The sequence below is a fragment of the Pseudomonas sp. DR208 genome (genome assembly GCF_019823005.1).
GTDB lineage: Bacteria > Pseudomonadota > Gammaproteobacteria > Pseudomonadales > Pseudomonadaceae > Aquipseudomonas > Aquipseudomonas extremorientalis.
Map to the genome: position 1 here is coordinate 5382570 of NZ_CP081944.1, position 20858 is coordinate 5403427.

17 protein-coding genes and 1 pseudogene are annotated in these 20858 nt (G+C 60.1%); 8 read left to right on the top strand and 10 right to left on the bottom strand.

Translation table 11 applies throughout. From position 1 onward, the window contains the following. The first annotated feature begins 113 nt into the window (after positions 1-113). Positions 114-728: a biliverdin-producing heme oxygenase gene (locus K5K89_RS24290; protein ID WP_222540395.1), complete on the top strand. Its 615-nt coding sequence runs from the start codon at positions 114-116 to the stop codon at positions 726-728. After that, positions 725-2968: an ATP-binding protein gene (locus K5K89_RS24295; protein ID WP_222540396.1), complete on the top strand. Its 2244-nt coding sequence runs from the start codon at positions 725-727 to the stop codon at positions 2966-2968. The genes K5K89_RS24290 and K5K89_RS24295 overlap by 4 nt, the downstream gene beginning before the upstream one ends. A 62-nt stretch (positions 2969-3030) precedes the next feature. Here K5K89_RS24295 and K5K89_RS24300 read toward each other — a convergent pair whose 3' ends face one another. Together K5K89_RS24300 and K5K89_RS24305 are read right to left on the bottom strand one after the other, a co-directional pair. Next, on the bottom strand, positions 3031-4350 hold the full coding sequence (locus K5K89_RS24300; RefSeq protein ID WP_093128326.1) for an ATP-binding protein: 1320 nt from the start codon (positions 4348-4350) through the stop codon (positions 3031-3033). Continuing rightward, positions 4347-5057, bottom strand: a complete 711-nt coding sequence (locus K5K89_RS24305) for a response regulator (protein WP_093128324.1) — start codon at positions 5055-5057, stop codon at positions 4347-4349. The genes K5K89_RS24300 and K5K89_RS24305 overlap by 4 nt, the downstream gene beginning before the upstream one ends. 166 nt (positions 5058-5223) lie before the next feature. Between K5K89_RS24305 and K5K89_RS24310 the strand changes: the two genes are divergently transcribed. The 3 genes from K5K89_RS24310 to K5K89_RS24320 all read left to right on the top strand — a co-directional run bounded on the left by K5K89_RS24310 (position 5224) and on the right by K5K89_RS24320 (position 9497). Continuing rightward, positions 5224-6021, top strand: coding sequence for a VacJ family lipoprotein (locus K5K89_RS24310; protein WP_093128321.1), 798 nt, complete (start codon positions 5224-5226; stop codon positions 6019-6021). A gap of 433 nt (positions 6022-6454) precedes the next feature. Continuing rightward, a complete protein-coding gene (locus K5K89_RS24315; RefSeq protein WP_222540397.1) occupies positions 6455-8347 on the top strand; it encodes an alkaline phosphatase D family protein in 1893 nt (630 codons plus the stop codon). 136 nt (positions 8348-8483) lie between these two features. Continuing rightward, complete coding sequence (locus K5K89_RS24320) at positions 8484-9497, top strand: diguanylate cyclase domain-containing protein (protein WP_222540398.1); 1014 nt, start codon at positions 8484-8486, stop codon at positions 9495-9497. 11 nt (positions 9498-9508) lie between these two features. Here K5K89_RS24320 and K5K89_RS24325 read toward each other — a convergent pair whose 3' ends face one another. Then, complete coding sequence (locus tag K5K89_RS24325) at positions 9509-10537, bottom strand: amino acid ABC transporter substrate-binding protein (RefSeq protein ID WP_222540399.1); 1029 nt, start codon at positions 10535-10537, stop codon at positions 9509-9511. Between the two features lie 144 nt (positions 10538-10681). On the opposite strand from K5K89_RS24325, the gene K5K89_RS24330 reads away from it, so the two are divergent. Both K5K89_RS24330 and K5K89_RS24335 read left to right on the top strand, forming a co-directional pair. Further along, the gene (locus K5K89_RS24330) at positions 10682-11581 is read left to right on the top strand and encodes a LysR substrate-binding domain-containing protein (RefSeq protein ID WP_222540400.1); all 900 of its coding nucleotides are present in this window, start codon (positions 10682-10684) and stop codon (positions 11579-11581) included. Positions 11582-11664: 83 nt separating this feature from the next. After that, positions 11665-12912: an aspartate aminotransferase family protein gene (locus K5K89_RS24335; RefSeq protein WP_222540401.1), complete on the top strand. Its 1248-nt coding sequence runs from the start codon at positions 11665-11667 to the stop codon at positions 12910-12912. On the opposite strand, the pseudogene K5K89_RS29090 reads toward K5K89_RS24335, so the two are convergent. Continuing rightward, positions 12909-12992, bottom strand: a pseudogene (locus K5K89_RS29090) (hypothetical protein); the annotation flags it as partial. The gene K5K89_RS24335 and the pseudogene K5K89_RS29090 overlap by 4 nt on opposite strands. Positions 12993-13245: 253 nt before the next feature. Between K5K89_RS29090 and K5K89_RS24340 the strand changes: the two are divergent. After that, positions 13246-13965, top strand: coding sequence for a hypothetical protein (locus tag K5K89_RS24340; RefSeq protein ID WP_071489206.1), 720 nt, complete (start codon positions 13246-13248; stop codon positions 13963-13965). Positions 13966-14052: 87 nt separating this feature from the next. Here K5K89_RS24340 and K5K89_RS24345 read toward each other — a convergent pair whose 3' ends face one another. From K5K89_RS24345 to cyoA, 6 genes are all read right to left on the bottom strand, one after another. Further along, a complete protein-coding gene (locus K5K89_RS24345; RefSeq protein WP_222540402.1) occupies positions 14053-15138 on the bottom strand; it encodes a pyridoxal phosphate-dependent aminotransferase in 1086 nt (361 codons plus the stop codon). Between the two features lie 144 nt (positions 15139-15282). After that, on the bottom strand, positions 15283-16170 hold the full coding sequence (gene cyoE, locus K5K89_RS24350; RefSeq protein ID WP_003194050.1) for a heme o synthase: 888 nt from the start codon (positions 16168-16170) through the stop codon (positions 15283-15285). Between the two features lie 11 nt (positions 16171-16181). Then, entirely contained in the window at positions 16182-16523 is a 342-nt protein-coding gene (cyoD, locus tag K5K89_RS24355; protein WP_016979640.1) for a cytochrome o ubiquinol oxidase subunit IV, read from the bottom strand. Beyond that, positions 16523-17149, bottom strand: coding sequence for a cytochrome o ubiquinol oxidase subunit III (locus K5K89_RS24360; protein WP_058426759.1), 627 nt, complete (start codon positions 17147-17149; stop codon positions 16523-16525). Before K5K89_RS24360 ends, cyoD begins: the two co-directional genes overlap by 1 nt. 3 nt (positions 17150-17152) lie before the next feature. Then, a complete protein-coding gene (gene cyoB, locus K5K89_RS24365; protein ID WP_071489204.1) occupies positions 17153-19171 on the bottom strand; it encodes a cytochrome o ubiquinol oxidase subunit I in 2019 nt (672 codons plus the stop codon). A gap of 3 nt (positions 19172-19174) precedes the next feature. After that, on the bottom strand, positions 19175-20116 hold the full coding sequence (gene cyoA, locus K5K89_RS24370; protein WP_071489203.1) for a ubiquinol oxidase subunit II: 942 nt from the start codon (positions 20114-20116) through the stop codon (positions 19175-19177). Positions 20117-20858 lie beyond the last annotated feature (742 nt).

Genomic DNA, 20858 nt, shown 5'->3' on the forward strand with positions numbered 1-20858 from the left:
GCTGGTCAGCCTTTTCGCCTTGCGCGTACAGCTGCCCGCCATGAGTTGTGTAGAATTGTCGCCCGTTTAACGCGTCATTCATGGCCGAGAGGCCCACAGTTCGAGCTCACTGAATGCATTCACAGGCCCATGACGTTGGTGCGCCCTCTTTGCTGGAAACGTTGCGCACAGGCACGGCCCTGCTGCATGTGGCGCTGGAGAAGCGCCTGCCGTTTTTCTCTGAGCATCTGGATGCCGATTGGTATCAGCGCTTGCTTGAGGCGTACTACGGTTTTTATGGACCGATGGAAGCGGCGCTGTACGAATGTGAGTTGATCCCTGAGGGCTTTGATCAGGGGGCGCGTACGAAAACGCCGACGCTACTGCACGATCTCGATGCACTGGGCCTGAATGAACAGGCGATCGGCGCCCTGCCCCGCTGCGCCGAACTTCCGACCCTCGACACCCCCGCCGCCTGCCTCGGAGCCCTGTACGTGCTGGAAGGCGCGACCCTCGGCGGCCAAGTGCTGCGCCGGGAAATGGCCCAGCGCCTGGACGTCAATGCCAACAACGGTGGGGCGTTTCTCAATGTATACGGCGCCGAGACCGGTCGACGCTGGAAAGACTTTCTCGATTACCTGGGCCGCCTGCCGCTGGATGCCCCCGCCAAACAGCGCGCGGTAGAGGCAGCCCGTTCGACATTCCGCTGCTTTGAGCAATGGCTCGACAGCCAGGAGGTACTGCTATGAAACCCGAAGATTTTGAAGAGCTGCTTGCCAACTGTGCCGACGAGCCGATTCGCTTCCCGGGGGCGATCCAGCCCCATGGCGTGCTGCTGACATTGTCCGAGCCCGAGCTGACTATCATCCAGGTCAGTGCCAACGTTGGCAGCCTGTTCGGCCATGCGCCCGAGGCGCTGCTGGGCCAGCCACTGCACACGCTGATGGGCGCCGAGCACGCCCAGGCGGTTGCCGCCATGGCCGAAAACAACACGTTTTTTGACGCGCCACCGCTGCACGTTTCCTTTAACGGCGCAGAGTTCGAGGGCCTGCTGCACCGCCATCAGAATGTGCTGGTGCTGGAATTCGAGCCACGTCTCAAAGACTTCCGCCCACGGGCACTGAACGGGCGCATCAGTGACCTAGGCAAGATGCTGCAACGTTTGCAGGCGGCGAAAACCCTGCAAGCGCTGTACGAAATCAGCGTGACTGAAATCCAGGCCATGACCGGCTACGACCGCGTGCTGATCTACCGCTTCGAAGAGGAAGGCCACGGCCAGGTGATCGCCGAAGCGTCGGCGCCGTCCATGGAGCTGTTCAACGGATTGTTCTTCCCCGCGTCCGACATCCCGGAGCAAGCCCGCGAGTTGTATCGCACCAACTGGCTACGCATCATCCCGAACGCGGCCTACGAGCCGGTTCCACTGTTGCCCAAGCTGCGCCCGGACACCGGCCAGCCGCTGGACCTGAGCTTTGCCACCCTGCGCAGCGTGTCGCCGATTCACTGCCAGTACATGCAGAACATGGGCGTGTTGTCGTCCATGAGCATTTCGCTGATGAAGGGCGACAAACTCTGGGGGCTGATCAGTTGCGGCAACCGCGAGCCGCTGCTGGTGCCGAACGAGCTGCGCACCACCTGCCAGACCATCGGCCAGGTGCTGTCGTTGCAAATCAGCGCCATGGAGGCCCTGGACCTGAGCCGTCAGCGCGAGGAAAAAGTCGAGGCCCTGGCATTGCTCGACCAGGCGATGAAACGCTCGGAAGATAACGTATTCGACGGCCTGGCCCAGCAACCGCAGGTACTGATGGACCTGACCCTGTCCGGCGGCGTGGCGATCATCGAAGACAAGCAGTTGCACCGCTACGGCAACTGCCCGGAGCCGGCGCAGATCCGCGCCTTGCACAAGTGGCTGCAAGGGCGCAGCGAGCCGGTGTTTTCCAGCCATAACCTGGTGTCGGTGTACCCGCCGGCCGCCGAGTTCCAGCAGGTGGCCAGTGGCGTGTTGGCCATGAGCCTGCCCAAGCCGGTGGATAACGCTGTGCTGTGGTTCCGTCCGGAAGTGAAAGAGAACATCAATTGGAGTGGCGACCCGAAAAAACCGCTGGACCTGGAAAACTCCGACGCTGGCCTGCGCCTTCGCCCACGTACCTCGTTTGAAATCTGGAAAGTGGAGATGGCCGGTATCTCCACCAAGTGGAGCCATGGCGACCACTTTGCCGCCAACGACCTGCGCCGCTCGGCCCTGGAAAACGACCTGGCGCGCCAGGTGCTGCGTGAGCAACAAGCGGTGCGTGCGCGTGATGAACTGGTGGCGGTGGTGTCCCACGACCTGCGTAACCCGATGACAGTGATCTCGATGCTGTGCGGCATGATGCAAAAGGCCTTCAGCTCCGATGGCCCACACACCTCGCGACGGATTTCCTCGGCCATCGACACCATGCAACAGGCGGCCGGGCGCATGAACGTACTGCTGGAAGACTTGCTCGACACCTCGAAAATCGAGGCCGGGCGGTATGTGGTCAAGCCGGTGGCACTCGACGTGACCCAGATCTTCGAGGAAGCCTATTCCCTGCTGGCACCACTGGCGATGGATAAGGGCATCGACCTGTCTTTCAACGCCGAGCCGGGCCTGCAGATCAATGCCGACCCGGAGCGTCTGTTCCAGGTGCTGTCGAACCTGATCGGCAACGCGATCAAGTTCACTCCGCGCCAGGGCAACATCGGCATCAGCGCCATGAGCAATGGCGAAGAGATCGTGTTCTCTGTGCGCGACTCCGGCGAAGGCATTGCGCCGGAACAACTGCCGTACGTGTTCGATCGCTACTGGACCCAGACGGAAAACAACCCGACCGGCAGCGGGTTGGGGCTGTACATCACCCAAGGCATCGTCCAGGCCCATGGCGGCAAGATCGTTGCCGAGAGTGAAGTGGGTCGGGGGAGTGAGTTCCGGTTTACGGTGCCGAAGGTGATCGACGACTCGCATACCTGACTGAACGTCCCGACTGTGAAGGTCGAGACTTTTGTGGTGAGCGGGCTTGCCACAAGCCATGTTTAAACGGGCAACACCACCACCGCTTCCAGCCCTCCGCCCTGGCGCTCAGCCAGGGTCACGGTGCCGCCATGTTCCAGCACAATCGCCCGAGCGGTCGAGAGTCCCAAGCCGACACCGCCCGTGCTTTTGTTGCGTGAGCCTTCCAGGCGATAGAACGGCAGGAACACCTCCTCCCGATATTCGGCCGCAATGCCCGGCCCGCGATCCAGCACGCGAATCACTACCTCGTCCTGTGTGTGCTGCAACTCGATCTCCGGCGCGATGCCATAGTGGATCGCGTTGTCCACGAGGTTGGTGATCACCCGCTTGAGGCCCAGGGGCCGGCCGAAGTACACCAGGCGTGGCGGGCCGCGAAAGGTGATGTCGATCGCCTGGTCGCGGTAGTCGTCGATCAGGGTTTGCAGCAACTCGGCCAGGTCCAGTTGCGTAGCCTGCTCCAGCCGGGCGTCATCGCGGAAGAATTCCAGGGCGGTGTTGATCATGGCCTGCATTTCATCGACGTCGCGAAACAGCCGCTGCTGCTGGTCGGCATCTTCGATGAATTCCCCGCGCAGGCGCAGGCGCGTCAGCGGTGCGCGCAGGTCGTGGGAGATGGCCGCGAGCATTTGCGTGCGGTCCTGGATGAAGTGGCGTAATTGCGCCTGCATGCTGTTGAACGCAAGGATCGCCTGGCGGATTTCATGGGGCCCCACCGGCTCGATGGGCGGTGCGCGAAAGTCTGCACCAAAGCGCCGCACGCCCTGGGCAAAGTCCTGCAGCGGCCGCGCCAGTCGCCGAGTGGCCACCAGGGTGACCAGTGCGGTGGAGATCAGCACCATTAACACCACGATCACACTGCGTGCGCCCTCGTCCAGGCCCCAACTGCGGGCAGGCGCGGTAAACATCAGCCAGGACTGATCGGCCAGTTGCATCAGCAGCAGGTAGTGGCCATTGCCGTCGGGCCAGTCAGACGGTTCATAGGCTTCCATGGGACGGATCGGGCCGTCCAGCAGGTGCTCGAAGGCCTGTTCTCCCGATTGGAAATCCGGGTCATTCAGCACGGGTAGATCAAAGGCGGTTCGCTGCGCCGACCACCTCACGCTGAACGCGTCATCAGCCATGACCTCGGCCAGACGCGGTCGTTGCGCCGGCTCCGACGCTTCGATCACACGCACCACCACGGCGATCTTTTCCAGCAGCCCGGTCTCGGTGAGCGGCGGCCGTGCCCAAACCCCCGCCAGTTGCACGAACAGGGCGTTGAACGCCAATGCGGTGAACATCGCGACCAGCACCGTCAGGGCGATCCAGCGCGCCACGGTGTCGCGTGGGCGGCGACTCATGAACGGGTCACGCTGACGGTGAATTGGTAGCCGCCATTGCGCACCGTGCGGATCATCGCCGGGCGTTTGGTATCGAATTCCAGCTTGCGACGCAGGCGGCTCACTTGCACGTCGATGCTGCGGTCAAAAGCGTCGTGGCTGTGGCCTCGCGCCAGGTTCAACAACTGCTCACGGGTCAGCACGCGCTGGGGGTGTTCGGTGAACACCAGCAGCAGGTCGAACTCGCCAGACGACAACGGGATCATCACCTGGTCTGGCGAACGCAATTCGCGGCGTGTGAGGTCCAACTGCCAACCGGCAAAGTGGATCCGGGGGCGTGCCACCTCCCCCATAGGCAGTCGCGTTTCGCCCGCCCGACGCAAGACCGCGCGCACCCGCGCCAGCAATTCGCGAGCATCGAATGGTTTGCTCAAGTAGTCGTCTGCGCCCATTTCCAGGCCTACCACACGGTCGCTGAGTTCGCCCATGGCAGTGAGCATGATCACCGGCGTCGCATATTGCTGGCGCAGGCGCTGGCACAGCAGCAGGCCGTTATCACCGGGCAGCATCAGGTCGAGGATGATCAGGTCAGCCGGCTGGCGCTCCATGGCCGCCCACAACTCGGCGCCACTGGCAGCCGTCTCGATCCCATAGCCGTGTTGCAGGAAAAATTTCTTCAGCAGGGCGAGGACTTCAAGGTCATCGTCCACAATCAACAAGTTGCTCACCGACGGTCTTCACTGGGTGGGTTCGAGGCGCTATCTAAAACCATTCGGCGCGGTCCGTCATATATTTCAATCGTGCAATAAAGCGTCAACGCCGCAATAAACCAGACATCTTTGCGCAAGGTTGCACTGCCAGGATCGGCCTCCCTTTTTTGCGGAGGCTGTGCCCATGCGCTCGTTGACCTACCCCCGGCATCTGGCCCGCCAGGCCGTGCTGTTGCTGACAGTGTCTTACCTGACGGGCTGCGCAAGCCCAACCCAGGTGGCGCCACCTGCTCGCTGTGCGCAGGTGAATTACCCGGTGTATGACCCGGCCGAGCCAGTCAACCGTGGCGTGTTTGCGTTCAACCGTATTGTGGATAACTACGCCCTGGCGCCGATAGCACGTGGTTACCGTGACCTGCCGGATTTTTTCCAGCAGGGTGTGCATAACTTTGCGAGCAACTTCGGCGAGCCGGCGGTGTTTATCAACGACCTCATGCAAGGCAACCCGCGACGCTCGGTCAATACCCTGGGGCGTTTCGCCGTGAACACGACGGTGGGCGTGGTGGGGCTGTTCGATGTGTCGGACCGCCTGGGCATCTCGCGCCATACAGCCGACTTCGGCCAGACGTTCGGCGTGTGGGGGATCGGCAATGGGCCGATTGTCGAACTGCCGTTGCTGGGCACCAGCAATAGCCGGGATGCGGCGGGCAAGGTCTTGAGCTTCCTGGTTTCGCCACTGGGCGACAGCGATACCGTGCAAACCCTGGGCACCATCAGCCTGGTGGGCGGCACGGTCGATACCCGTGCATCATTGTTACCGCTCACCGACAGCCTGCAGAAACTGCCGGATTACTACAGCGCGTTGCGTAATGTAGTGGCGGAAAATCGGGCGGCTTTTGTGCGCGAGGGCCAGGCAGGCGCGACATCTCCTGCGCTGGACAGTTGTGCGAACAGCGCTTCGGATGACTTCAGAGCGCGGTAGCCAACCATGTAATCTCTTGCAGCAGTGGGTTTATAGCCTGCTCGCTATGCCGTCATTATGTTTGGCCTCACTTCGCTGCAACAGGCGAAGTCATCCTCTAAACGCTATAAGGAAACATCCATGCCAAGCGCAATCAATCACACACTGGGCAGCTTTTACCCCCCACTGCAGCAGGATGATGCAGAGCCCCAGCGCAGGAAGCGCAGCATTGACGTCACACACTCGCCACTGAACGCCGCCGATCCTGGGAGCACGGCCGCCAGCGACCGTCGCAAAAGCGGAGGTGGGATAGACTCCCTGGGGCAGGGCAGGTTGCCCTAACCTGCATTGATTCGAAGGGCAGTGCACGGCCCTTCGTACTCCTGCTTAACAAAACCATGACATTCACTGGGCTAACCTTGCCGGTTAAACCCAGCGTGGAACCATTACCTGCATGCCGCACCTCGATACACTGCCCGCCGTATTGGCCGGCCCACTGCTGCGCCGCCTCGAATCCCGGCGCCTGGTGTTGTGGCTGGTGGGCAGTCGAGCCCTGCAACTGACCCTGCAGTTGCATCTGCCCGCCCAAATCCTGGAGATCAACCTGGATCATTGCCAGGTCGTTCCGGTGGGGCGCCATGCTTTTATCCACTTGATCGATGTACCGCTGGACGATGCCCTGCCCCAGGACATAACGATCCGTTACGACCTATTGTTCGACAACACCGGCATCGCCGACTGGGCGCCACACCTGCTGTACGCCAACGCCCAATACCCAAGCTTCGTTTTGCACAGCCGTATCCACCAGTTGGTACACGGCTCATGCCGCAAACCCCATCACAGCGCCGATGAAGGCCTGCTGTGTGTCGACCGCCTGCTGGCCGATGCCACCACTGCCGCCGAGCGCCCGGCCCTGCTGATAATGAGCGGTGACCAGGTGTACGCCGACGATGTGGCCGGGCCGATGTTGCGCGCCATACATGCATTGATCGCACGCCTGGGCCTGTTCGATGAATACCTGGAGGGCGCCGTGATCGATGACAGCGCCAGCCTCTACGGGCATCGTGCCAGCTACTACCATCGCGCCGACCTGCTGCCGGCACTGGACAGCAACGAAACCCTGCGTGAACGCTTCTTTGGCGGTGTGAAAAAACCGATCTTCACCAGCAGCACTGCTGATAATCACCTCGTGACCTTCGCTGAAGTCATCGCGATGTACTTGCTGGTATGGTCGCCAACGTCCTGGGAACTGATCGCGCCCGAAGCGCCTCAGCTGGGTACAGAAGAACTGCAGCGCTACACCCGCGAACAAGTGCAGCTCGACCGATTCCGCAAGGACCTGCCAGCCGTCGCCCGGGTGTTCGCGCACCTGTCCACCTTGATGATCTTTGACGATCACGACATCACCGACGACTGGAACCTCAGCGCCCAATGGGAAGCCACCGCCTACGGCCACCCGTTCTCCAAACGCATCATCGGTAACGCTCTGCTGGCCTACCTGCTCTGCCAGGGCTGGGGCAACCAGCCGGAGGCGTTCAACGAACTGGTCAGCCAAACCCAGGCGCTCACCTGCCAGCCCCAGGCCAACCACCTGCAATCCGCCGCCCAGGATGATTTGATCCAAGCGCTGCTCAACTTCCAGCAATGGCACTACGTGCTACCCACTACCCCGGCCCTGGTGGTGCTCGACACCCGCACGCGCCGGTGGCGCAGCGAGTTCACCCTCAAGCAACCGTCCGGCCTGCTGGACTGGGAGGCGTTAAGTGAGCTGCAACAGGAACTGCTCGACCATCCTTCGGCCATCATTGTTTCCCCCGCCCCCATCTTTGGCGTGAAGTTGATCGAGACGGTCCAGAAGATTTTCAGCTGGTGCGGCCACCCGTTGCTGGTGGATGCGGAAAACTGGATGGCCCACCGTGGCGCTGCCCAGGTGATCCTCAATATCTTTCGCCACTCGCGTACACCGGGTAACTACGTGATCCTTTCAGGTGACGTTCACTATTCATTCGTCTACGAAGTGCTGATCCGCCATCGCAACGCCGGCCCCAGGATCTGGCAGATCACCAGCAGCGGCATCAAGAATGAATTCCCCCCACGCTTGCTGGAATGGTTTGACCGGCTCAACCGTTGGCTCTACTCACCCCGCTCGCCCCTCAACGGGTTCACGCGCCGTCGCAGTATGCAGGTGGTGCCGCATATTCCCGAGCATGCCGAAGCCGGCGAGCGGTTGTGGAATTCGGCGGGGATCGGCCAGGTGTTTTTCAACGAGCAAGGCCAGCCTGAGGCGATCTACCAGCACAACGCGGATGGGAAGGGGCGGACGGAGATGATGGCACCTGGTAAATAGCCATTAGCCATCAACCTTTAGCCGTACATCTGCCCTATTCAAAGCACCCAGGCCCCGTTGTACAGTAGCGCCAGCCACGGAGTATCGGCGTCAACAACGGCAGGCCTTGAGGCCTGCTCAGGCAAGGAATGCGCACATGGTCGATAACTCCGACAACAACCCGTTGGAACAGGACTTCTCTCACTTCAACGCCGACATGCTGCACACCGTGCTGGAGTTGGTCAGCGACGGGATCTGGGACTGGAACGCCAATACAGGGTTCGTCTACCGCAACCCAGGCTGGTACGAAATGCTGGGTTATCCCCGCCACGCGCTGGAGAACAGTGTATTCACCTGGGAAAGCGTGATTCACCCGGACGACTATGCCCAAGTGATGAAGTTGTTTGACGATTACATCCACCGGCGTGCCCCTCACTACCAGGCCGAGTACCGCTGTCGCAAAAAAGACGGCAGCTACTTGTGGATCGAAGACCGTGGCTACGTGATTGCGCGTAACGCCGACGGCTCGGTCGCAAGGATGGTAGGCGCCCATCGCAACATTCATCTGCGAAAATGCTCCGTCGAACAGTTGGAAAGACGCAATCAATCCCTTGAGGCGCTGGTGGCCGAGCGCACACGCGAGCTGTCGCGGGTCAACCAGCAGTTGCAGCTACAGCTGGATGAAAACCGCTCGCTGGCCGAACGGGATGCCCTGACCCTGGTCGCCAACCGCTACCGCCTGGAGAAAGTGCTGCTGGAAGAATGCGACCGCGCCCAACGCTTTCGCCTGCCGCTGACGCTGATCGCGATGGATATCGATGACTTCAAGCCGATCAATGACCGTTTCGGTCATGGCGTGGGCGATCAGACGCTGGTGCAGGTAGTGGAATGCCTGCAACGCTGTATTCGCCCTGGTGATCTGTTGGCCCGATGGGGCGGCGACGAGTTTGTGCTGGTCCTGCCCAAGACCTCGCTGGACAGTGCGAAGGCACTGGCAAAGAGCATCCGCCAGCAATTGAAAAACAGCTCGCAAGGCGGCGACTTCAGAGTCACCTTGAGCCTGGGTGTAGCCGAGCGCGAGCAGGATGAGTCCCCCGCCGCGCTGATGGCGCGTGCCGACCAGGCGTTGTACCGCGCCAAAGCGGCGGGAAAAGATGGAGTATCTGAATAACAGCCCCCGTGCTATCGGACCGGCGGTGCGTACTGGATGCCGCCGTTGTTCCATAGCGCATTGAGCCCGCGCTTGATCTTCAGCACGCTGCCTTGGCCGATGTTGCGCTCGAACACCTCGCCGTAATTACCCACCTGCTTGACGATCTGCACCACCCAATCCTTGCGCAGCTTGAGGTCCTTGCCGTATTCGCCATCAGCTCCCAGCAACCGGGCAACATCCGGGTTCTTGCTGCTCTTGGCCTGCTCCTCGACGTTCTGCGAGGTGATGCCCATTTCCTCGGCATTGAGCATGGCGAACAAGGTCCACTTGACGATGCTGAACCACTCATCATCGCCTTTACGCACCAGCGGCCCCAAAGGTTCCTTGGAGATCACTTCCGGCAACACCACGAACTCGTCCGGGTGGGCCATCTTGATGCGCTGGGCGTACAAGCCCGACTGGTCGGTGGTCAGCACGTCGCAGCGCCCGGCCTCCAGGCCCTTGGCGCTTTCGTCGGCGGTGTCGAAGGTGATCGGCGTGTACTTCATGCCGTGGGTGCGGAAGTAATCCGAGACGTTCAGCTCGGTGGTGGTGCCGGCCTGGATACACACGGTCGCGCCGTCCAACTGCCTGGCGCCGGTAACGCCCAGTTTGTTGTTCACCAGAAAGCCGATGCCGTCGTAGTAGGTCACGCCGGTGAACACCAGGCCCATGCCCGAATCGCGGGAGCTGGTCCAGGTGGTGTTGCGCGAGATCAGGTCGATTTCACCGGATTGCAGTGCGGTGAAGCGCTCCTTGGCGGTCAACTGGGTGAACTTCACTTTCGATGCGTCGCCGAAGACCGCCGCCGCCACCGCATGGCACACGTCCACATCGATGCCGGTCATCTTGCCCGCGCTGTCCGGTACGCCAAAACCCGGCAGGCCGTCGCTGACACCGCACTGGATGAAGCCTTTCTTCTGGATGGCGTCCAGGGTCACGCCCGCCTGCGCGCTGCTCGCCAGGCCCAATGCAGCGGTGGCGCCGATCACGGCCAAGGTAGTTTTGAATGGGTTCATGCAAGGCTCTCCCTGTCATTCCTTATTATTCGGCGTCGTGCAGCCCGCGCCGGTTTATAGTGCTGCCGGGCAGTATCAACGGCTTTGCGCCGCTGCCACAAACGACCTTTAGGCAAAGGCTCCTTCCGATTTGGAATGAAGTGCATGATTTCAAAACGCTTGACCCCTTCGATGACTGCCCTGCAATGCTTCGAGGCAGCCGCCCGCCACTTGAGCTTTACCCGTGCCGCCGAAGAACTGCACCTGACCCAGAGTGCGGTGAGCAAACAGGTCGCGCAGTTGGAAGAGATGCTCTGCCACAACCTGTTCGACCGGGTGCGCCAGCGTTTGTACCTGTCGCCGGCCGGGTCGCTGTACCTGGCCGAAGTTCACAAAATCCTCACACAGGTGGACATCTCCAGCCGCTACATCCTCACCTACGGCGGCGAGACCGAAGTGCTGCGCATCGCCACCCAGCCGACCTTCGGCGACCGCTGGCTGGTGCCCAAGCTCAAGGATTTTGCAGCGAAGCATCCGAACATCCACCTGGATGTGCGCAACGAGCTGGAGCCGTTCGATGTGTTGCAGGCCAAGGCGGATATCGCGTTTTTCTTCGGCCAGGGTTCATGGCCGGGAGCGACCTGCATCGAGCTGTTCCGTGAGGCGGTGGTGCCGGTGTGCGCGCCGGGTTTTGTCACCGAAGGCAGTGATGCTTCGTCACGTCACACCCTGCTGCAATGCACCTCGCGCCCGGAGGCCTGGCATGAGTGGTTCCTGGAGCAGGGCCTGCACTCGCAGAACAGCTACCACGGGCCGCGCTTCGACACGTTCTACATGTGCATTCGTGCGGCGCAATCGGGCTATGGCGTCGCATTGGTGCCGCAGTACCTGGTGGCCGAAGAACTGGCCCAGGGCAGCCTGATGATTCCATGGGACTATGCGATGCCCAGCAGCGGCGCGCACTTTATCGCCCATGCCGAACATGCCGGCGAGATTCCCAAGGTGAAGGCTTTCCTGAGCTGGATGGTCGACTATGTAGGCGCACATCGCGATTTTCAGTCATGACCCGGCGACTTTATTTCGTTTGCGACGAGGGTAGGTGCCCGGCTTAGATAAAAAGACGCCCGTCACTGCCGAGTCTGCGATTCATGAGCCACGAAACCATCAGCCAGTCGATTTCCATCGTTCACCCCATCAGCCTCAGCCACGGTAAGAACGCCGAAGTCTGGGACACCACGGGCAAACGCTACATCGATTTTGTCGGCGGCATCGGTGTGCTCAACCTCGGTCATTGCCACCCGGGCGTGGTCGAGGCGATTCGTGACCAAGCCACCCGGTTGACGCACTACGCGTTCAACGCCGCCCCGCACACACCCTACATCGAACTGATGGGGCGGCTGACCACATTCATCCCGGTGACCTACCCAGTCAGCGGCATGCTCACCAACAGCGGTGCGGAAGCCGCGGAAAACGCCCTGAAGATCGTACGCGGCGCCACTGGCCGCACGGCGGTGATCGCCTTCGACGGCGCCTTCCACGGCCGCACCCTGGCCACGCTCAACCTCAACGGCAAGGTAGCGCCCTACAAACAGAAGGTCGGTGTGCTGCCGGGTCCGGTGTTTCACCTGCCCTACCCGAGTGCCGACAACGGCGTGAGCTGCGCCGAGGCGTTGAAGGCCATGGAACGCCTGTTCAGCGTGGAAATCGATGTCAACGATGTGGCCTGTTTCATCATCGAGCCGGTGCAGGGCGAAGGCGGTTTTCTTGCGCTGGACGTTGAGTTTGCCCAGGCGCTGCGACGCTTTTGCGATGAACACAACATCCTGCTGATTGCCGATGAAATCCAGTCAGGCTTTGGCCGTACCGGCCAGCGCTTTGCCTTTTCGCGGCTGAGTATCGAACCGGACTTGATCCTGCTCGGCAAAAGCATCGCCGGTGGAGTGCCGCTGGGCGCCGTGGTCGGGCGCAAGGCGCTGATGGACAACCTGCCCAAAGGCGGTTTGGGCGGGACCTATTCCGGCAACCCCATCGCGTGTGCGGCGGCCTTGGCCACGCTGGATGCGATGACCGACGAACACCTGCACGCCTGGGGCGCACAGCAGCAACACGCCATCGTCAGCCGCTATGAAAGCTGGCGGGCGCAAGGCTTGCCGTACATCGGCCGCCTGACCGGTACCGGTGCCATGCGCGGCATCGAGCTGGCCAACGCCGACGGCACCCCTGCACCGCAACAGCTCGCTCAACTATTGGGCCTGGCGCGGGGCGCCGGGTTGTTGCTGATGCCCAGCGGCAAGTCGCGGCACATTATCCGTTTGCTTGCGCCGCTGACCATTGAACCCGTAGTGCTGGAAGAAGGCCTGGATATCCTCGAGGCCTGCCTCAAGCAGTTGGACTAGTAGCGCGCATCCAAGGGCCTGCCGCCGTTCGGCCAGTCCTTGACCTTGTCGGGGAAGTCCGGGCGCGGTTGACCCGAGAACATCGCAATATTTCTTTAAAACCTGACCTGGAGCGGTCTCCTCGGTTCAGGTGTGCAATTGTTTTTATGCGTCATCAGGCAGATCACCAGGGCCAGCCAAGCCCCAGGCTTGTTGTCGCGAAATTCCCCAAGCAGCCACTTGATATGGATCAGCGCAACCTCAAAGGCAGTGTGCTGCCTTGACCTGACCTCCCTCCCCCCTGAAAATGCCCGACGCTTTTTTGTCCTCGTTTACTGAAGTAGTGAAATTTCAATGTCCGATTCTTACACCGAACAATCCGCCACCGAAGAATCCGTCGTCGCCTTGCACGCCAAAGCCGAATACGAAAACGCCATCAATCTTTCACAGCATCTGCCCGCCGCCAAGATCATCAGCGAGATGGTGCTGGACGCGTTCCACACCTCCAAGGAAAGCGACCAGATCCGCGAACTGCGCGTGGCTATCCGTCAGGCCCACGATGCCTTCGACGACGACAAGGCCTACGACCTGATGGGTCAGCTCAAACAGCTCAAGGACGCCGAGGCCGCCGACAACGCTGCCCTGGAAAACTTGAGCAGCCAGTTCTCCATCAGCCGCATCCTGTCCTGCTTCAAGGACGACCCCGAGTTCCAGGAGCTGGTCTACGGCCTGGCGTTGAAAGTGCTGAACCAGAGCCACCAGGCCATCAGCAACCCGAGCGCCGGCAAGAGCAAGGCATCCCGCCCGAAGAAAGAAGCCGAAGTGTTTGTGATCAGCAAGGATGGCATCAGCGTCACCCTGCCGCTGCGCACGCCGCGCTCGAAACTGAACGTTGACCGTGAGGCGTTCGAGTTCCTGGGCTTCAGCTTTGTGGGTGAAGGCGATGAAGCGGAGCTGGAAGTCGAGAGCTTTGTGGATAACGCCGGCGCCGAACAGCCTTTGAACCGCAAGAGCGTGATTACTGCGTTGCAGCAGCAGACGGCGTTTGATGGGTACAGCATCGCGCAGCAGTAACCCTTAATCCCAGCCCTTTAATCCGCAACACTGCTGGGTACCATGTGGGAGCGAGCACGCCCGCTCTCACATGTGTTCGGCGTCGCGTCAACTGACCTGCTGCGCAAACACCTCGCGAAACCGCGCCATATCCTGCTTGTCCCCCACCGTCACCCGTACCCACTGCGGCCAGCTTTCAAACACCCGGCCGATCATCACACCTTGCGCCGCCAGCTTTTCGATCACCTGCTCCGCCGGTTGCGTCACGTCGATCATGAAGCAGTTGGCCTGTGACGCGGTGCAGGTGAAACCCCGGCCTTTCAACCACGCCACGGTCTCATCACGCAGTTGATTGTTGAGGGCCTTGCGTTGCGGCAACAGCTTCACGTCTTCCAGGCTGGCGAGGCCGCCCAGCAACGTGCTGCCCGCCGGGACGTTGTCACCGCCAAACACGGCCAGGCGTTCCAGCAGCGCCGGATGACCGACCGCCAGGCCCAGGCGGGCGCCGGCCATGCCGTAGATTTTCGAGAAGGTGCGCAGCACCAGCAGGTCATCGTGGTCCTTGACCCAACTGACCACGCTGGGCGTGTCGGCGAAGTCGATATAGGCCTCGTCCACCACCAACACGCTGCCTTCGGGTTTGTGTGCCAAGGCCTGGCGGATGGCGTCGGTGGGCGTCACGGTGCCGGTCGGGTTGTTGGGGTTGCACAGGTAAAGCATGCCGGCCTGGGGGTCGGCGGCGAGCATGGCCGGGATGTCGTGGGCGTGGTCGGCGTTGAGGCTGACTTCCTTGACCGAGGCCTTGTTCGCCTGCGCCGCCTGGCGTGGCACTTCGTAGGATGGCGTAGCCATCACCAGACCGCGGGTCTCGCTGGTGAATGCCAGCACTGCATAGCGCAGTGCAGCCATGGAGCCGGCAAATACCGCCACCTGTTCTTCGGCAATCCCCTGCTGCTGGGCAAACAGCCCGGCCAGGGCGTACATGTGTTTGTAGGGATAACGCCCGGCTGTGGCGATTCCCTTCTGCATGGCTTCGCGGGCGACCTGAGAGGGCCCATAGGGGCTTTCGTTGTAGTTGAGCAGCACCTTGTCAGTCTTGGTCGGCGGCGGGCTGGCAACCGCCCAATCGAGGCGCCCCAGCAGAGGCAGGGCGGCGCCCAGGGCGAGAAGGGACCGACGACTTACGCTGACCATAGGGCTACTCCTTGTAGGCGGGTGATGGATTCGCACAGCACGTACTGAGGGGTATGACGATAAACGCAGCCGGGGATTTAAACCCCGTCCAAGAAAAAGCCCCGCGCTTCTCTCGAAGGCGGGGCTTTTTCACTGCAGGACCACTCAGTGAGCGTAGGTCAGCAGCAGCTCTTTCGGCACTTGGAAATCCAGGGACATCATCACGCTCAGCGCGGTGATGGTGAAGATCGAGAACACGAACAGCTTGCGCGCCCAGACGGTGTCATCCACCGCCTTGTAGCCGGTCCAAGCCATGTACAACCAGTACATGCCCATGGCGGCGGCAACGGCAAGGTAGCTCATGCCGGCGTAGCCACTGAAGGTCAACATCAAGGTCGCCACGAGGAAGGCCAGGATGTACAGCAGGATGTGTTTCTTGGCGACCTGGATACCCCGTTTTACCGGCAATACCGGAATCGAAGCAGCCAGGTAGTCGTTGAAGCGGAAAATCGCGATGGCGTAGGAATGCGGCATCTGCCACAGGCTGAACATCACCAGTAGCGTCAGCGCGGCCATGTCGAAGCTATTGGTCACAGCCACATAACCAATCACCGGCGGCATCGCCCCCGACAGACTGCCCACCAGCGTGCCGTGAACCGACTTGCGCTTGAGGTACAGGCTGTAGAGGCCGACGTAGATGACAAAACCGATCACGGCAAACAGCGCCGCCAGCGGGTTGGCCACCTTGTACAACAACGCCACACCGGCAACACCCAGGACGGTCGCGTAGATCAGTGCCAGTTTCAGGGAGATGAGGCCCTGGACCAGCACACGATTCTTGGTGCGCTCCATCTTGATATCGATGTCACGGTCGATGCAGTTGTTGAACACACATCCGGAAGCTACCACCAGGGACGTACCGATCATTGCAGCCAGGAAGATGGCCAGATCGACATGTCCCTTGGAGGCCAGGAAGAAACCGCCCGCCACAGAAAGCACGTTACCGAAAATGATCCCCGGTTTGGTGATTTGGATAAAGTGCTTAAGCGACATCGGGTCTTACCTCACTTCGCCATCATGAACGTATGGATGCTGAACATGATCCATATCGACAGGCCAACCAGCAGTACGATTACGATCCCTGCGAACACGAACGCAACCACGTTGTCGCGCTGCTCCTTGGAACGGTCCAGGTGCAGGAAGTACACCAGGTGCACCAGAACCTGAATCACCGCGAATGCCAGCACGATCATCAAGGTGATCGACTTCGGCAGGGTCGGGTACATCACCAGACCGAACGGGATGAGCGTCAGGATTACCGACAGGATGAAGCCGATGGCGTACGACTTGACGCTGCCGTGGCTTGCATCATGGCTGTCATGGTCATGGGAGTGTGCATTAGCCATTACAGAGTCCCCATCAGGTAAACAACGGTGAAGACGCAGATCCAGACCACGTCCAGGAAGTGCCAGAACAGGCTCAGGCAGGTCAGGCGAGTCTTGTTGGTGTTGGTCAGGCCGTGCTTATTGACCTGATACATCATCACCGCCATCCACAGCAGACCAGCAGACACGTGCAGACCGTGGGTGCCTACCAGCGTGAAGAACGCGGACAGGAAGCCGGAACGGTGCGGGCCGTAGCCTTCGGAGATCAGCAGGTGGAACTCGTTGATCTCCATGCCGATGAAGCCCAGGCCGAACAGGAAGGTCAGGGCCAGCCAGCTCAGTACGCCTTTCTTGTTGCCCTTGTAGAAGGCCAACATGGCGAAGCCGTAGGTGATCGAACTGAACAACAGCAAGGCGGTTTCGCCGAGCACGTAAGGCAGTTCGAAGATGTCGTGGCCCGACGGGCCACCCGCTACGTTGTTTACCAGTACCGCGTACACCGCGAAGATCGACGCAAACAAGATGCAGTCGGTCATCAGGTAGAGCCAGAAACCGAAAACGGTCATCGGCCCCGAGTCGTGGTGATGGTCATCGTGCCCATGGTCATCGACATGGGCGTGTCCAGCATTGGTCACTAAGTTCGACATGGTTTAAGCCTGTTCCAACGAGGTTTCAACACGGTTGGCCGGGATCTTCTTCTCGGCTACCAGGCGAGCGTGCTGCTCGGCTTCGATGCGCTCGATCGTCTCGACCGGCACCATGTAGCCTTGATCATCACGGGCAGCGTGAATGATGAAGTAACCGATAGTGCCCACCAGGCTCACGATTGCCAGCCACCAGATGTGCCAGATCATCGCGAAACCGAACACAGTCAAGAGCGCGCCCATCACCACACCAGTGGCGGTGTTGTTTGGCATGTGGATAGGTTCGTAGTGCTTCGGACGCTGGTACGCAGTACCGTCTTCCTTGGCTTCGGTGAACGCATCAATGGTGTTCGCGGTAGGGATCACGGCGAAGTTGTAGAACGGCGGTGGCGACGAAGTCGACCATTCCAGGGTGTGGCCATTCCATGGGTCGCCGGATTCGCAAGCGTTCTGCTTACGGTCACGGATACTCACGTACAACTGGATCAGCTGGCAGGCGATACCCACGGCGATCATCACCGCACCGAACATGGCGACGTACAGGTACGGCACCCACTCAGGGTTGGTAGTGGCGTTCAGACGACGGGTCATGCCCATGAAGCCCAAGGCGTAGAGCGGCATGAACGCGACGAAGAAGCCCGAGATCCAGAACCAGAATGCAGCCTTGCCCCAACCTTCGTGCAGCTTGAAGCCGAACGCTTTCGGGAAGTAGAAGCTGAAACCAGCGATGTAACCGAATACCGCACCGCCGATGATCACGTTGTGGAAGTGAGCGATCACGAACAGGCTGTTGTGCAGGACGAAGTCAGCACCCGGGATGGCCAGCAGTACGCCGGTCATGCCGCCGATGGCGAAAGTCACCATGAAGCCCAGGGTCCACAGAACCTGGCTGGTGATACGCAGACGGCCGTGGTAGATGGTGAACAGCCAGTTGAATAGCTTCACCCCCGTCGGGATGGAAATCAGCATCGTCGCCAGGCCGAAGAAGGCGTTGACACTGGCGCCCGAACCCATGGTGAAGAAGTGGTGCAGCCACACCATGAAGCCCAGTACGGAGATCGCGCCCGATGCGTAGACCATCGAGTGGTGACCGAACAGGCGCTTGCCGGTAAAGGTCGAGATCACTTCGGAGAAGATACCGAACGCTGGCAGGATCAGGATGTACACCTCAGGGTGACCCCATGCCCAGAACAGGTTCACGTACATCATTGGATTGCCACCAAGTTCGTTGGTGAAAATGTGGAAATCCAGGTAACGGTCAAGCGACAGCAGCGCCATGGTAGCGGCCAGGATCGGGAACGAAGCCACGATCAGGACGTTGGCCCAGGTGCAGGTCCAGGTGAAGATCGGCATGTCCATCAGTTTCATGCCAGGGGCGCGCATTTTCAGGACGGTGGCCAGGAAGTTGACCCCCGTCAATGTCGTCCCGAGCCCTGATAACTGTAGCGCCCAGATGTAGTAGTCCACACCCACGCCCGGGCTGTACTGGATCCCCGACAATGGCGGATACGCAACCCAACCGGTCTTGGCGAATTCGCCGACGCCCAGGGACACGTTGATCAGCACAACACCGGAAACCAGCAGCCAGAAGCTCAGGGAGTTCAGGAACGGGTAGGCAACGTCACGGGCACCGATCTGCAGCGGCAAGGCAAGGTTCATCAGGCCGGTGAAGAATGGCATCGCCATGAAGATGATCATGATCACACCGTGGGCGGTGAAGATCTGGTCATAGTGTTCAGGTGGCAGGTAGCCAGGCGAACCCTCGGTGGCCATGGCCAACTGGGTACGCATCATGATGGCGTCGGCAAAACCACGCAGCAGCATGACCATGGCCACGATGACGTACATGACGCCGATTTTCTTGTGGTCGACGGACGTCAGCCACTCGGTCCACAGGTAGGTCCACTTCTTGAAATAAGTGATTGCTGCAAACAGTGCCAGACCACCCAGCGCGATCATGGCGATGGTCACCATCACGATCGGCTCGTGGAACGGGACCGCATCCCAACTTAATTTACCAAACATCGTTTACTCCTCTGCCCCAGCAGTTGAATGCGAGCCCGTGTCAGAACCTTCAACCACGGCCACTTCTTTCTTCTCGTGCTTGACCGGCTTGCCTGGCTTCATACCTTCGTACTTGTCGACGATTTTCTGAAACAGGTTCGGCTCATACGCGGAGTACAGGGCGACTGGGTTGTTCTGGCTCGGTTTGGTCAGGGCATCGTATTCAGCTTGATCAAGCTGTTTAGGTGCGGCCTTGACTTCGGCTACCCAGGCGTTGAAATCTTCCTGGCTCGTCGAGATCGCTTTGAATTTCATGCCGGTGAAGCCAGCGCCGCTGTAGTTCGCGGAGATGCCTTCCATTTCAGCTTTTTCGTTGGCGATCAGGTGCAGGCGGGTCTGCATGCCTGCCATCGCGTAGATCTGGCCACCCAGGGCAGGGATGAAGAACGAGTTCATCACGGCGTCGGAGGTGATCCGGAAGTTGAGCGGGGTGTGCTCGGGGAACTTGATCTCGTTGACCGTGGCGATACCCAGGTCCGGGTAGATGAACAGCCACTTCCAGTCCAGCGCGACCACTTCGATGTTGATCGGCTTGACGTCGGACTCCAGCGGACGGTACGGGTCCAGCTCGTGGGTCGACTTATAGGTGATGTAACCCAGGGCGATGATGATGAGGATCGGGACCAGCCACACCGCGATTTCGATCTTGGTGGAGTGCGACCACTTCGGCGCGTAGGTCGCGCTGGTGTTCGACGCGCGGTATTTCCAGGCGAAGGCGAAGGTCATGATGATCACAGGAACCACGACCAGCAGCATCAGCAGGGTGGCGGTGATGATCAGGTTTCGTTGATCCAGACCGATCTGTCCTTTCGGGTCCATCAAGGTCCACTTGCAGCCTCCCAGCATTAACATCATGCCAAGCAGCGGCAAAAAGCCTAGTAATCGGGGGTACCTGTTTTTACTCATCTCACGACCTCTAAAGCAGCTTGCGCAATGCAGTTGGGTTTTGATCGCCAACACTTCACCCTGCCAAGGGTTGGCATTTCTCTTCGATTGAATAAGAGCCTGCCCATCACGTCATAAGGGAACGTTTCACGGACCTGCGGTGAGTTCTTATTCGATTTCGTGGTTAAAGGCCTTGTTACAGACCAATTCCATTTGGTGCGGATAGTTGAAAGGCTGCCGGAACCTTGGGGTCGCACAGAGCCGTCCATCTGCCCCTCGACCGCTCCAGTGCTCAAATATTGAACAGCACCGGACATTCAGTGCGGGCGATTGTAGTTAGCTAGCGATGTATAAACCATGTCTTATAAAGAAATAATTTTTATCGATTACAGCAATAATCCTTCACCATTATTGCAACGGTTCGCGATCTTATCGTGTTCGATTCTCAACAAAAACCACAAAAATTGCCGTGTTATAGGGCAGCCTGCCGCCCCCCTTACCGTGTGTAAGGGGCTGCCAAACCGATGCAACCCCCCATAAAACAAGGCATTCGGACATCACCGAATCCCTGGCGCGGCGCGAGGTGCGCGGCCTTCCCAGCACCACGAACTGACAGCACATCTTGGCGGTTTTATGCAAATTTAAGCGGGTGTTCGGCGGGTCAGAATCGTCCTGCGGCGGCTTCCGTGTGACAACATGTCGCACACTGCGCGCACCCAAAATTGTCCGGCGTCACGTTCCGTTCACAAATTCCCACACACAA

What these genes read in the sequence shown, in the direction of transcription:
- K5K89_RS24330 (WP_222540400.1), top strand. Translation starts at nt 10,682, where the DNA reads ATGATTTCAAAACGCTTGACCCCTTCGATGACTGCCCTGCAATGCTTC.
- K5K89_RS24315 (WP_222540397.1), top strand. Translation starts at nt 6,455, where the DNA reads ATGCCGCACCTCGATACACTGCCCGCCGTATTGGCCGGCCCACTGCTG.
- cyoD (WP_016979640.1), bottom strand. Translation starts at nt 16,523, where the DNA reads ATGGCTAATGCACACTCCCATGACCATGACAGCCATGATGCAAGCCAC.
- cyoA (WP_071489203.1), bottom strand. Translation starts at nt 20,116, where the DNA reads ATGAGTAAAAACAGGTACCCCCGATTACTAGGCTTTTTGCCGCTGCTT.
- K5K89_RS24295 (WP_222540396.1), top strand. Translation starts at nt 725, where the DNA reads ATGAAACCCGAAGATTTTGAAGAGCTGCTTGCCAACTGTGCCGACGAG.
- cyoB (WP_071489204.1), bottom strand. Translation starts at nt 19,171, where the DNA reads ATGTTTGGTAAATTAAGTTGGGATGCGGTCCCGTTCCACGAGCCGATC.
- K5K89_RS24310 (WP_093128321.1), top strand. Translation starts at nt 5,224, where the DNA reads ATGCGCTCGTTGACCTACCCCCGGCATCTGGCCCGCCAGGCCGTGCTG.
- K5K89_RS24335 (WP_222540401.1), top strand. Translation starts at nt 11,665, where the DNA reads ATGAGCCACGAAACCATCAGCCAGTCGATTTCCATCGTTCACCCCATC.
- K5K89_RS24290 (WP_222540395.1), top strand. Translation starts at nt 114, where the DNA reads ATGCATTCACAGGCCCATGACGTTGGTGCGCCCTCTTTGCTGGAAACG.
- K5K89_RS24360 (WP_058426759.1), bottom strand. Translation starts at nt 17,149, where the DNA reads ATGTCGAACTTAGTGACCAATGCTGGACACGCCCATGTCGATGACCAT.
- K5K89_RS24325 (WP_222540399.1), bottom strand. Translation starts at nt 10,537, where the DNA reads ATGAACCCATTCAAAACTACCTTGGCCGTGATCGGCGCCACCGCTGCA.
- K5K89_RS24345 (WP_222540402.1), bottom strand. Translation starts at nt 15,138, where the DNA reads ATGGTCAGCGTAAGTCGTCGGTCCCTTCTCGCCCTGGGCGCCGCCCTG.
- cyoE (WP_003194050.1), bottom strand. Translation starts at nt 16,170, where the DNA reads ATGTCGCTTAAGCACTTTATCCAAATCACCAAACCGGGGATCATTTTC.
- K5K89_RS24300 (WP_093128326.1), bottom strand. Translation starts at nt 4,350, where the DNA reads ATGAGTCGCCGCCCACGCGACACCGTGGCGCGCTGGATCGCCCTGACG.
- K5K89_RS24320 (WP_222540398.1), top strand. Translation starts at nt 8,484, where the DNA reads ATGGTCGATAACTCCGACAACAACCCGTTGGAACAGGACTTCTCTCAC.
- K5K89_RS24340 (WP_071489206.1), top strand. Translation starts at nt 13,246, where the DNA reads ATGTCCGATTCTTACACCGAACAATCCGCCACCGAAGAATCCGTCGTC.